Origin of the sequence: Candidatus Xianfuyuplasma coldseepsis, from assembly GCF_014023125.1 — a bacterium.
GTDB classification, from domain to species: Bacteria; Bacillota_I; Bacilli_A; order Izemoplasmatales; family Izemoplasmataceae; genus Xianfuyuplasma; species Xianfuyuplasma coldseepsis.
In genome coordinates this window covers 139,417-152,665 of the sequence record NZ_CP048914.1, presented here as the reverse complement: position 1 = coordinate 152,665, position 13,249 = coordinate 139,417, and the positions used below count along the sequence as shown (strand labels likewise).

Genomic DNA, 13,249 nt, shown 5'->3' with positions numbered 1-13,249 from the left:
ATATGTTTCGAAATTTCACACAAGTTGTCGATTACGCCAGAAGTCTCGAAACAAAAGATTTGATTGTAGCCAGTCCCGAAGACACCTCGATTTTAATCGCCATTAATGATGCCTTTCAAATGGGATTAATTCGACCTGTTTTGGTCGGAGATAAGAAGAAAATTCTCGATCTATTTATGGAACTGGGTATCAGTAAAGCAGGATATGAAATATATAATGCAAAGGATAAAAAAGATGCAGCGTTGATGAGTGTAAAACTCGTCAGCAAACAAGAAAACTCGATTCTAATGAAAGGCCTCATCGATACCATTACACTACTCGATGAAGTGCACGACAAAGAACACGGGTTACTCACAGGTGATTTTTTAAGTCATCTTGGTGTTATTGATATTCCAGCCTATCACAAATTACTATTTATCAGTGATGCGGCATTCAATATTTCTCCTAATGAAGAGGAGAAAATCAAAATCATCAATAACACCCTCGAATTCGTCACGAGCTTAGGTATCTTTAAACCGAAAATTGCACTTGTTAGTGCGTTTGAAACGGTACATGAAGAAATTCAATCTACCGTCGAAGCAAAAAACATTGTCGAACAACTACGTGATGATGAACGTTTTTACATCGGTGGACCGATGAGCATCGACATTGCCGTTAGTCATGAAGCAGCTGAAACAAAAGGCATTAAGCACGTGGTTGCTGGGGATGCAGATGTATTGATTTTCCCCAATATCGAAGCAGGGAATACCTTTTATAAATCGACAACATTCTTTGCAAATTCGACACCAGTAGGTATCATTTTAGGAGCATCCAACCCGATTGTTCTAACATCAAGAAGTGACTCATATAAATCCAAATTATATTCGATTGCACTTGCTGTGGTCAGTACGGATATTCTATGAAAACACTCGTTATAAATCCGGGAAGTACTTCGACTAAAGTTGCCGTATTTGACGGCGACAAAAAGGTCTGTAAGGAAACCATAAGACACCGTGCAAAAGATTTGAAAAAATTTGATGAGTTGATTGAACAACTACCATTTCGAAAACAAATGATTCAAACCTTCTTAGATTCTTGTGAAATACCAATCGAAGAAATTGATGGATTCATTGGTCGGGGTGGATTAATGAAACCAGTAAAATCCGGAATCTATGAAGTAAATGCCCAGATGGTTACCGATATGGCAACTTGTAAATACGGTGAACATGCTTCTAATTTAGGAGGTATTTTAGCAAAAGAGTTCGCCGATCAATTTCATAAAAAAGCCTATATTGCCGATCCTGTTGTTGTTGATGAGATGAGTAGTGTCGCAAAGATATCAGGATTAAATGGGATTCAGCGACGTCCCTTGTGGCACGCTTTAAATCAAAAAGCCGTTGCCAAAAAATATTGTGAAACCACCAAAAAAACATACGATCAATCGGTGTTGATTGTCGCCCATTTAGGTGGGGGAATTAGTGTTGGATTACACAAACAAGGTCGGGTCACCGATGTGAATAATGCCCTTGATGGTGATGGCCCATTCACACCAGAACGAACCGGTGGACTACCGGTGGGTAGCGTCTATGAATTAGCTTATGGTGGTCAATATAGTATTGAACAATTTAGGAAATTGAATCATGGATATGGAGGACTTGTATCGTACCTCGGTACAAACGATGCGATGGAAGTCAGTAAAATGATTGCTGATGGCCATGTATTAGCCAAACGTGTAATGAAAGCGATGGTGTATCAAATTGCGAAAGAAATTGGGGCACTCTACGCTGTTACAAGAGGTAAATTAGATGCGATTATTCTTACGGGCGGATTGGCGTATAATGACGATGTGATTAACCCGTTGACGGAGTATTTAGAACACATGGGAAACATTATCGTCTATCCTGGTGAAGGTGAAATGGAAGCATTAAACTACAACTTACAACAACTGGAACAAGGATTGATTACGATTCGTACGTATTAAAAAAAGCACTCGTTTGAGTGCTTTTTTAGTACATTAGTTCCAATCCAACATGTTCATACTCATCCTCGAAGATGATGTCATTATGATTGAATACTTTAATCGTCGCGGTAGCGTTTAAAGATTCGTGAACGGCGAGATCCATGGTTCCATTTTTTCGTGGACCAACAAGTTCAACAGGATGATTTGTTTTCGCCGTGATAATAATGGTTGTTGTTCCTTTGCGAATACTGAATGTTGTATGGGTATCGCTGACGGCATCGATTTTTATCTTTGAGAAATTATACGATCCATACCGTTGTTCCTTTCCATTGATGTTTAGAATCAAGAAGAATCCTTTGACTTCAAAAAATAAGACTGGTACTTTGCCAACACTAAAACTGATTAGACTTCCGTTTTTTGAATGGTTGCTTTGGAGCCAAATCCATTGCGATGGAAAATTAGTTCCATACGTTTTCTCCATGTAGGAAGTACCTTTATGGGGCGAATTGTTGAGGGTGAAAGTCACATCACTTGTCATAAATAAAACCTCTTGAAAACACTCTAAAGGTGCATTCGATAAGTACCCCATCGCACTTTGATGTCCATTGTAGATCTGCAATGGTACCACTTCATGATTAGTAGCTTCGATGTGAACATCATCGGTATGTAACAAAAGATGATGCACCGATAGTTCATTTTGGCCGATCCGCACAGTATCATTGGCATCATCATAGTAAAAATCATTTATATCAAACGTATAATAATACGCTTTTTTCTGATGACCATCATAAAACTGGATAAAACTATGCGGGTGTTTTTTATCTTTCGTCAATGCAAAAATAACCGCAATATTGATGTTGTTCTCAGCATCAGTAATGCGGTAATACCATCCTTCAAAATAGTTCTTTTTCTTCTTGTTTTGAAACGCAAATGTATTCATATAAATCACCTACAACTATTATACCATAGGACATGAAAAAAACGTGTGAATGTGTGGTACAATAGGAATGAGGTGATTTGCATGAGTTATGTAGTATTTGATATTGAGACCACTGGACTGGATACATGGAATGACCGAATTATTGAAATTGGAGCAGTAAAAGTAGAGGGTGGTCAAGTTATCGAAGAGTTTAACATGTTAATCAATCCAGGTGTGCCAATTCCCGCGAATGTATCCGCGATTAACAACATATATGACAACATGGTTGCCGATGCGAAATTGCCCGGAGAAGTCCTGTATCGCTTCCATGAATTTATTAAGGATACCGAGTATTTGGTAGGACATAATGCAAAGCGATTTGACTATCCATTTTTACAAAGTGAGTTTGATCGACACTTTGTAAAATTCAATCCATTTGTGGTGAAGGATACGGTCTGGTTTGCTCGAAGTAAAATCAAAGGATTACGCAGTTATTCACTCGCAGCTTTATGCCGAATCTTCAATATTAAAAACGAGGATGCGCACCGAGCATTAAGTGATGTGTATGCGACACACTACGTGTATTTAGAACTGTTAAAACGATAAACAACCATCTCACTGGTATGATATCAGTGAGGTGTTTTTATGTATTGTAAGTTATGCGGAGAACATTTGTATAAGGAACTGACTTTTTCTACATTGTTTCGTTGGGACTACTGGATACATGATTCGTGTCTTGCCACATTTCATATGGATCAATACACATCGTATCCATTTGGTCGATTTCAGTGTCATGTATGGTATTTGTTTCCAGTAGGATATGAAGCGAGTGATGAAGAGTTCTTGTTTTTAAAATGTGGACATCATATTGTTGAGAAAATCATAAATAATCGTAATTGGTCAATTGTGTTATTCATTGATGATATGAACCAGTATCAGATGCTACATATGATCGAACCACTCCTTAATGGTGATTTATGGCTAATTGGTTTGTTTGAGAAGTATCTTGTAGAAACCGATGTAAGAGACTAAAAAAATTACATCGTTATTTTCATATTTTTTTATCGAAATTGTGTTATAATAAAGTATCATCAAATTAAGAAATAAGGGAGTGAAATTATGAGAGTTCAAGTACGTGGTAAAAATGGATTTCAAGTCACAAGAGCAATTGAACAATACGCCGTGGATAAACTCGAAAAAATCGAACGGTACTTCCGCGAAGAATTGGATGCATATGTGGTTTGTAAAGTCTACAATGATCACCACAAGGTAGAAGTAACAATCCCTACTAAGTATTACACAATGCGTGCTGAAGTTGGGAATCCCGACATGTATGGCGCAATCGATTTAACAATCGATAAACTGGAATCACAGATTCGAAAACACAAGGCAAAAATTACGCGTAGTCTTCAGAAGAGAGATGGTGTAAAAGACATCTTCCATGAAGATTTAGACATCGAAGCATTGGAACGTGAACTTGTTCATCAACCGGTTCGAACGAAACTGATTGAGTTGGATGAACTGTCCGATGAAGAAGCTATTACAGCACTAGAAATGTTAGGCCATGATTTCTTTGTTTACAAGAACGATTTGACGAAACAAGTCCATGTTGTATATTTGCGAAACGATGGAAAATACGGTATTATACAAACCCAGTAACAAAATGCGCTTCGGCGCATTTTTTTTGGCTTTCTTTTAAAATAAATATAATATATTTAATTTTAAAAAATCTAGCCTTTGTGATATGATATATATGACTATAAAGAGGTGGTAACATGATCAAACGATTATTTGATCCAAGTAGAAAAGATTTAAAGCGTTATGAAAAAATCGCACATCAAGTATTTGCCTTAGAAGAAGACTATAAAAAGCTTACAGATGAGCAGCTACAAGCAAAGACATCCGAGTTTAAAGAACGATATCAAAATGGTGCGTCATTGGACAGTATGTTGGTCGAAGCATTTGCGACAGTACGCGAAGCCTCTACACGAGTACTGCATATGACACCATTTTTCGTGCAAGTAATGGGTGCATGTGCCATTCACGAAGGAAACATTGCGGAAATGAAAACCGGTGAAGGGAAAACCTTAACCAGTGTTATGCCAGCCTATTTAAATGCGATACCTGGACTTGGCGTTCACATTGTTACCGTGAATGAATACTTAGCTTCTCGTGAAGCCGAAGGTGAAATCGGGGAACTCTTTGAATGGTTGGGACTCAGTGTTGGGTTAAACATTCGCGATTTAACCAAAGAGGAAAAACGCGAAGCCTACAACAAGGATATTTTGTACTCAACCAATAATGAACTCGGATTTGATTATTTACGTGATCATATGGTGATCTACAAAGAACAAATGGTCCAACGACCATTGAACTATGCGATTATTGATGAGATTGACTCGATCTTAATCGATGAAGCGCGAACCCCATTAATCATTAGTGGTGGAGCTAAAAATACCAGTAGTCTGTATTTGCAAGCGCAAGCGTTTGCCCGTAATCTGAGTGAAGAGGATTACGACATTGAAATTAAAACGAAAAACATTACATTAACCGAAAACGGAATCTCTCGTGCTGAAAACTACTTTAGCTTAGACAACTTATATGATGTCAATAATGTAAGTATTTTGCATAGTATTACAAATGCGATAAAAGCGAATTATACGATGGATCGCGATGTCGATTACGTTGTTCAAGATAACAAAGTAATCATCGTGGATAGTTTTACCGGACGGTTGATGCATGGTCGTCAGTTTAGTGAAGGATTGCACCAGGCATTGGAAGCAAAAGAAGGGGTTGAAATCAAAAAAGAAACCACAACCTTGGCAACCATAACCTTCCAAAACTACTTCCGGATGTACACGAAATTATCGGGGATGACCGGGACAGCAAAAACGGAGGAAGAAGAATTCCGCAATATCTACAATATGTTGGTTATCGAAATCCCAACCAATAAACCCATTGTTCGTGACGATGCCAATGATTTGATTTTTGCAACGATGAAAGCAAAATACAAAGCGATTGCGGAAGAGATTAAACGCCGTCATACACTAGGACAACCCATCTTGGTCGGGACGATTTCGATTGAGACATCAGAATACTTAAGCAAATTATTAAAACGACGCGGAATACGGCATGATGTATTGAACGCGAAACAACACGAACGTGAAGCGGATATCGTTGAGAATGCTGGGCAACAAGGATCGGTTACGATTGCAACCAACATGGCTGGTCGTGGGACCGACATCAAACTCGGTGAGGGTGTTGTTGAACTTGGTGGACTTGCTGTTATTGGAACCGAACGTCATGAATCACGACGGATAGATAATCAGTTGCGTGGACGTTCAGGACGGCAAGGAGATCCTGGTTACACACGATTCTACCTCAGCGCCGAAGACGATTTATTACGCCGTTTTGGTGGTGACACCTTCAAAGCAAGACTATCAATGCTCACCCAAACAAGGGGTAGTGATGATGAGTCACCGATTGAGATGAAGTTCTTTTCTCGTATCGTAGAACGAGCGCAACGTCAGATTGAAGGGAACAACTTCGATCGTCGGAAAACCGTTTTACAATATGATGAAGTGAATCGAAAACAACGGGAAGTTATTTATCAACAGCGCCGCGATATTCTGTTCCACGATGATGTCAATGACATTGCCACCGGCATGATTGAACGGACGATGACCAATCTCGTTTATCAGTATTTACAAGAAGAATCGAAGACACCACTCGTCAATGGTGATGAACTATATAAAGTATTACTAGGACGATATTTCGCACCAAATGTTGTATCGAAATCGCGTTTAAACGATTCCCCTGAACGTGTTCAGGAATATGTCCTTGAACTAGTGAATCATGAATTTACGTCACGTCAAGAGCAAATGGAATCGGCAAAATTTAACGAGTTCCTAAAAGCTGTCATTTTGCGCGTCGTCGATACCTACTGGGTTCAACATATCGATCAAATGAGTGAGTTGCGCCAAGGTATTGGATTGCAAAGTTACGCCCAGATGAATCCTTTACGTGAGTATCAAGATACCGGATTCCGGATGTTCAATGAAATGATTGAATCCATCGAAAGGGACGTATCTCGTTATGTTCTTCGTGCGCAAATCCGCGATAATATCCAGCGGGTTCAAATTGCGAAACCCACACATACCAGTAGTGGAAAAGAAGAAACCAAACGCAAACCGCGGACGGTTAGCAAAGTTGGACGAAACGATCCTTGTCCGTGTGGAAGCGGTAAGAAATACAAACACTGTCACGGTAAATAAACAGATAAAAGCCCCTATATAGGGGTTTTTGGATATAGGTGAACAAGATGCAAATAAATGAAGTGAAACCGATATTTTTAGAAGTATCTCGATTGGTGGAAGACATTACATCAATGGTATCCATCGATGCTTTAAAGCACGAAGTAGATCATCTTGATCGTCAAACGTACGATCAGGATTTTTGGAGTGATGTTGCCAAAGCCAATAAGACCATCAAACGACTCAAAGGATTAAAACAACGATATGATCGATTAGCAGACTTTGTCAGCTTGTTTGAAGATATCGAAGTTCTCTACGAATTCATTCAGTCAGGAGAATCGATGCTTGATGAATTTGAAGATCAGACAGTAACTTTAAAAAAACAAGCTGAAGAACTACGGATTGAACTGTTGTTAAATGGTGAAAACGATGGCTTGGACGCCATCCTTGAGATTCATCCAGGTGCCGGTGGTACCGAAAGCCAAGATTGGGCGAGTATGCTCTATCGGATGTATATGCGATTTGCAGAAAGTAATGGATTTACCTTTGAATTGCTTGATTATTTAGCCGGTGAAGAAGCTGGAATTAAACGGGTAACATTCGCGATTCGTGGAACCAATAGTTTTGGGTATTTAAAAGCGGAACACGGGGTGCACCGATTGGTTCGCATCAGTCCATTTGATTCCGGTGGACGTCGTCACACGAGTTTTGCCAGCGTCACCGTTATTCCGGAAATTGATGATTCGGTTGAAGTGGAATTACTAGAGAATGAACTCAAAATTGATACGTATCGCAGCAGTGGTGCAGGAGGACAATCGGTGAATACAACCGATAGTGCCGTACGTGTGACACATATCCCGACGGGCACCGTTGTTACCGTTCAAAATGAACGGTCTCAAATCAAAAATCGAGAAACCGCCTTAAACATATTAAAAGGGAAATTATATATGATGGAGCTGGCAAAAAAACAAGAAGAATTGTCCAGTTATCGCAGCGATCAAGCCAATGCCTTTGGGTCTCAAATACGCAGTTATGTCATGCATCCCTATTCGATGGTGAAAGATCATCGTACCAACGAAGAAACGGGAAATGTTCAAAAAGTAATGGACGGCGATGTCATGCCGTTTATTCAAGCATATTTAAAACATCAAGTACAAGAGGATTAACATGAAAAAACACACCCCCTTACGACAGATAACAAAAGTCGAACAATATAGTATGATTAGCCTTGGGATTATTCTCATGGCAGCTGGATTTCATTTCTTTTTAATTCCACTGCGATTGGTCGCCGGTGGTGTCACCGGACTTGGGATTGTCCTTGAACATTGGTTTGAGTGGGATGTCTCGATTTTTGTCTATATCTTGAATGGGTTCTTGTTGATACTGGGACTACTAGTACTCGGAAAACGGATATTCTTACGCAGTATCTATGGTAGTATCTTGTTTCCCACGGTACTATTACTCTTGGAACGCTTTGTTCCAGTAGTCGATCTTCAAGGGGATTACGTCATCGGTACCGTGTTTGGTGGGGCGTTGGTCGGAATTGGATTTGGCCTCATGCTGAAATACGGTGGAACAAGTGGTGGAACGGATATTCCTGTAAAAATCTTGAACAAGAAATTCAATGTCCCGATTAGCACGAGTGTCTATCTATTTGACGGCATAATTGTCAGTATCGGGATTCTTGCCTTCTTGAATAGTAACGGTCTAGTTGTTGGACTTTACGCTTTGATATCAATTTATATCAGTGGTCGTCTAGCCGATGTCGTTGTTGTCGGAAGCAACTCGAAAAAAGCAATGCAAATTATTACCAATCATCCCGATGAAATCAAAGAAGCAATCTTTGCTTCGGTTTCACGCGGTGTTACTGTTATGAATATCAAAGGTGGGTATACTGGACATGATAAAATCATGCTGGTAACAGTCATCACGAGAAGAGAATATTATCTCATCCGTAATATCATTGCATCGATTGATGATGAAGCCTTTGTCTATGTAACCCCAGCTACGGAAATACATGGGGATTTTATCGAAAGTGAGAGTGATGCATAATGATGAAACGAATTGTTGCCGTACTGGCCTTTATTATAGCGATAGGAGCAAGTTTTTATGTTGGACAATTAACCGTTGATGAAGGATATACTGGACCAACAGAACTAGAAGATGCAGTGGTTTTAGAAGTGATGGACAAGTTGATGGAAGACCACTATTCACAGCCAACCGAAGAAGAACTATACCAAGGGATGATTGATGGCATGATCTCATCGTTAGAAGATCCTCACACGTATTATATTGATGGTGAGGCCTATGCAAACTTTCAAGCTGGTTTTGGAGAATCCTATGTTGGCATTGGCGTTCGTGTCACTATGGTGAATGGATTACTCATCATTGAAGATGTATTCCCTGGAAGCCCAGCTCATGATGCCGGTATGCAACCGAACGATATTATTGCCTTTGTCGATGGAATTGATGTACGTGGAGACGATATGTACAACATCTTAGCTATGATTCTTGGTGATGAAGGAACAACTCTTACAATCGGAATTGTACGAGCAGGTGAAGATGAAATCATAACCAAAGAGTTAACCCGTGCTGTCATCAATAACAGCAGTGTTGTTTATACAACCTATGAAGAAAATGGACAGCTCATCGGATACATTCAAGTAAATCAATTTGGTGATGAAACCACAGAAAAGTTTGCCGATGCAATCGAAGCCTTAGAAGCCCAAAACATCGATAGCATGATCATTGATTTACGCAATAATGGTGGTGGGTACTTACCAACAGTAACAAGTATGCTCCAAGAATTTTTAGTACGTGATCAATACCCGATGTTCTATACCGAGTACTATTACAACGGTACGTTTTATCATGATGATTACTATGGAACAAGGGATGAATATAAAGCATACAATATTGTCACCCTTGTCAATGGTGGTAGTGCCAGTGCATCGGAAGTGTTTGCTTCGGCGATGCAAGAGCACGGAAACTATACATTGATTGGAACAACAACCTATGGCAAAGGAACAATGCAGACCAATCCGATCATTCAGACAACTGGAAGCGATCGACTCCACCTATCCTTAGGTAAATGGTTTACCAGTGATGGAAACTGGGTTCATTTCAACGGTGGTACCGATGGCATTACACCGGATATTGTCGTGGAACAATCGGTGTACGAGACCGCGTATAAAATGTTCTTGTTTGATGATGAAACCTTTGTCTTTGATCAAGTTGACGAGCGGATTGAAAACATGCAATACATCCTTCATGTAATGGGCTATGTTGTCCGTCAAGATGGGTATTTTGATATGGCGACGCAAACAGCCATTATCGACATTCAAACCAACAATGGGTTGACGGTGAATGGAATTGTGGACAATGATGTCTTGGCAATCTTGAATGATGCCCTTGATGAGTTTCAAGATAATCCAATGGATGACTCTCAGTTGTTAGCAGCCATTGAGTATTTGGTAGACCATCCCGACCGTGATTAAAATCACCAACATCACCTCGGCCAAACAAGAACAAGCGGTGTTAGAGGTACAAGAGAACCAGGTGACACATCACCATGTTGTCTCGATGCATTTCATTTATACCCATCATCTTGAAATTGGACAAGAATTACCCACAGCGTTTTATCGTCAACTGGTTCAGGAGAATGAGTACGATCAACTCTACAACAAAGCGTTACATTTTATCTCCTACCAAATGCGAACCATCAGTGAAGTCAAAAAACATCTTGGTAAATCTACCAGCGATGAATCCGTGATTCAAACAATCGTTGATCGATTGAAAAAGGATCACTATATAAACGATGCAACCTACGTCAAAGAGTACGTATCCGAGAAGTTGGAATACGATATCATCGGCCCCATAAAAATCAAAGAAAAATTGATTCAAAAAGGGATTCACTACGATTTGATTGATTCCGAGTTACAACGGTATACCGAGACCCTTGAATATGCAAAAATGGAAGATTTTATTCGCAAAGATATTCGTTATACCATCAAAAAACCGTACCGAAAGTATATTGAATCACTAAAACGAAAAGCGATAAATCGTGGCTTTCATCTACATGTCATCGACAGCGCAATTGTATCGTTTAAGGATGATATCCTAGAACAAATCGATGATCGTGAACTACTTCAAAAAGAGTACTGCTTCCTACGAAAAACACATGATATTGATCACTATGATGATCGCCAAAAACTGATACAAAAATTATTACGCAAAGGATTTAATTACGACCGAATAAAGGAACTGCTTGAGGAGGAATCACCATGTTAAAAGACGACTTATACTTCTTTAATCAAGGACAACTATACGATGCCTATCGCATTTTTGGTGCGCATTTGAAAAAAGATAAAAAAGGGACTATCCTCGGTACCGAGTTTACCGTATGGGCACCCCATGCGAAAGAAGTATCGGTACTTGGTGAATTTAATGGATTCCAAGCTTGGGTTCACAACTTAAGCAAAGTCGATGATGTCGGTATTTGGAGCTTGTTTATCGATAGTGCAAAGGAATGGCATCAATACAAGTATGAAATTAAGACATGGGATGGACGCACTTTATACAAAGTTGATCCCTATGGATATTTTAGTGCAGAACGACCGGAGCAAATGTCCAAAATCTATGATCTGGATGGGTATTATTGGAACGATGGTGAGTATATGAATCATCGCAATAATGAAGCTCCCTATGATCATCAAATGAGCATATACGAGTGCCATCTTGGTACGTGGATGACAAAACCAGATGGCAGTTATCATAAATACAATGAAGTCGTTGATTTATTGATACCATATCTTCTCGATAACGGGTTTACGCATCTGGAACTCATGCCGGTAATCGAGCATCCTCTTGATCAATCATGGGGATACCAAGGTGTTGGATACTACAGTGCAACCGCACGGTATGGTGTGCCAAAGGATTTTATGTATTTAGTCGATCGATGTCATCAACATGGTATTAAAGTCATTTTGGACTGGGTCCCAGGACACATCAACCGTGATGAACACGGACTGTATATGTTTGATGGTGAACCACTTTATGAATACAGTGAAGAGTGGAAGCGGGAAAATGTCGTTTGGGGAACAGCCAATCTTGATCTAGGGCGAGGTGAAGTACAAAGTTTCTTGATAAGTAACGCCTTGTTTTGGATGAAATACTTCCATGTCGATGGATTTCGGATTGATGCCGTGAGCAATATCATCTATTTTCTTGGCGATTCAAGAAATGGGGAAAACCATGGCGCATTGACTTTTTTACGGAACCTGTCAACCCAGATTTTTCAAGAGTTTCCCAATGCGTTATTAATTGCTGAGGACTCCACTGCATATCCCAAAGTAACGCATCCTGTCGATCAGGGTGGTTTGGGATTCAACTACAAATGGAATATGGGTTGGATGAACGATACATTGGAATACTTTGAAAAAGATCCGATTTACCGAAAATACCATCACAATAATATTACGTTTGGTTTAAGCTATGCGTTCAGTGAAAACTACGTGTTACCACTATCCCATGACGAAGTCGTCCATGGAAAGAAATCATTGGTGAATAAGATGCCTGGGGATTACTGGCAAAAATTTGCCAACTATCGAGTGTTGATGGGGATGTTCTTTACCCATCCTGGTAAGACCTTACTCTTCATGGGTGGTGAGTTTGCCCAAATGCATGAATGGAAAGATTATGAGGAGTTGGACTGGCATTTATTGCAATACCCATTGCATCGAGCAGCACAGCGATTCGTACATGATATGAACCGCGTTGTAAAATATCACAAACCGCTTTATGAGCTCGATCATCAACCTATGGGATTTGCGTGGATTGATGCCTCGAACTCGGATCAAAGCATCTTTAGCTTTGTTCGTTACGCCAAAGATTCAAATGATTTTGTATGTGTCATTATCAATATGACACCACTAGTCCATCACAATTTCCGTATCGGTGTACCGCAAGCAGGATCCTTTGCGGAAGTTATCAACAGTGATAAAGATATTTATGGTGGTAGTAATATCTATAACGGAGACACCATGTTTACCGAAGATATCCCCATGCATGGATTTGAACAATCCTTGCAAATGGTGGTCGCTCCATTATCCGTTACGATCTTAAAACGGGAGGAATAAT

At 39.8% G+C, this 13,249-nt stretch carries 12 protein-coding genes; 11 read left to right on the top strand and 1 reads right to left on the bottom strand.

Features of this window, described 5'->3' with window-relative positions; translation table 11 throughout:
- Window positions 1-2 precede the first annotated feature (2 nt).
- On the top strand, window positions 3-902 hold the full coding sequence (locus tag G4Z02_RS00660; RefSeq protein WP_258877921.1) for a phosphate acyltransferase: 900 nt from the start codon (window positions 3-5) through the stop codon (window positions 900-902).
- A complete protein-coding gene (gene buk, locus G4Z02_RS00655; protein ID WP_258877920.1) occupies window positions 899-1,960 on the top strand; it encodes a butyrate kinase in 1,062 nt (353 codons plus the stop codon). The genes G4Z02_RS00660 and buk overlap by 4 nt, the downstream gene beginning before the upstream one ends.
- A gap of 25 nt (window positions 1,961-1,985) precedes the next feature.
- Here buk and G4Z02_RS00650 read toward each other — a convergent pair whose 3' ends face one another.
- Entirely contained in the window at window positions 1,986-2,879 is an 894-nt protein-coding gene (locus G4Z02_RS00650) for a hypothetical protein (protein WP_258877919.1), read from the bottom strand.
- Between the two features lie 81 nt (window positions 2,880-2,960).
- On the opposite strand from G4Z02_RS00650, the gene G4Z02_RS00645 reads away from it, so the two are divergent.
- The 9 genes from G4Z02_RS00645 (at window position 2,961) to glgB (ending at window position 13,248) form a co-directional block, all read left to right on the top strand.
- Window positions 2,961-3,464: a 3'-5' exonuclease gene (locus tag G4Z02_RS00645; protein WP_258877918.1), complete on the top strand. Its 504-nt coding sequence runs from the start codon at window positions 2,961-2,963 to the stop codon at window positions 3,462-3,464.
- Between the two features lie 39 nt (window positions 3,465-3,503).
- Complete coding sequence (locus tag G4Z02_RS00640; protein ID WP_258877917.1) at window positions 3,504-3,890, top strand: hypothetical protein; 387 nt, start codon at window positions 3,504-3,506, stop codon at window positions 3,888-3,890.
- An 87-nt stretch (window positions 3,891-3,977) separates the two neighbouring features.
- Window positions 3,978-4,517: a ribosome hibernation-promoting factor, HPF/YfiA family gene (gene hpf, locus G4Z02_RS00635; protein ID WP_258877916.1), complete on the top strand. Its 540-nt coding sequence runs from the start codon at window positions 3,978-3,980 to the stop codon at window positions 4,515-4,517.
- 116 nt (window positions 4,518-4,633) lie between these two features.
- Complete coding sequence (gene secA / locus G4Z02_RS00630; protein WP_258877915.1) at window positions 4,634-7,132, top strand: preprotein translocase subunit SecA; 2,499 nt, start codon at window positions 4,634-4,636, stop codon at window positions 7,130-7,132.
- A gap of 47 nt (window positions 7,133-7,179) precedes the next feature.
- Window positions 7,180-8,277 carry a peptide chain release factor 2 gene (gene prfB, locus G4Z02_RS00625; RefSeq protein WP_258877914.1) on the top strand — a complete coding sequence of 366 codons (1,098 nt, stop codon included), beginning with the start codon at window positions 7,180-7,182 and terminating at the stop codon, window positions 8,275-8,277.
- A 1-nt stretch (window position 8,278) separates the two neighbouring features.
- Window positions 8,279-9,163 (top strand): YitT family protein, encoded by an 885-nt coding sequence (locus tag G4Z02_RS00620; RefSeq protein WP_258877912.1) that lies wholly within the window; start codon window positions 8,279-8,281, stop codon window positions 9,161-9,163.
- The gene (locus G4Z02_RS00615) at window positions 9,163-10,608 is read left to right on the top strand and encodes a S41 family peptidase (protein ID WP_258877911.1); all 1,446 of its coding nucleotides are present in this window, start codon (window positions 9,163-9,165) and stop codon (window positions 10,606-10,608) included. Before G4Z02_RS00620 ends, G4Z02_RS00615 begins: the two co-directional genes overlap by 1 nt.
- A complete protein-coding gene (locus G4Z02_RS00610; RefSeq protein ID WP_258877909.1) occupies window positions 10,601-11,401 on the top strand; it encodes a regulatory protein RecX in 801 nt (266 codons plus the stop codon). Before G4Z02_RS00615 ends, G4Z02_RS00610 begins: the two co-directional genes overlap by 8 nt.
- Entirely contained in the window at window positions 11,395-13,248 is a 1,854-nt protein-coding gene (gene glgB, locus G4Z02_RS00605; RefSeq protein WP_258877908.1) for a 1,4-alpha-glucan branching protein GlgB, read from the top strand. Before G4Z02_RS00610 ends, glgB begins: the two co-directional genes overlap by 7 nt.
- Window position 13,249 lies beyond the last annotated feature (1 nt).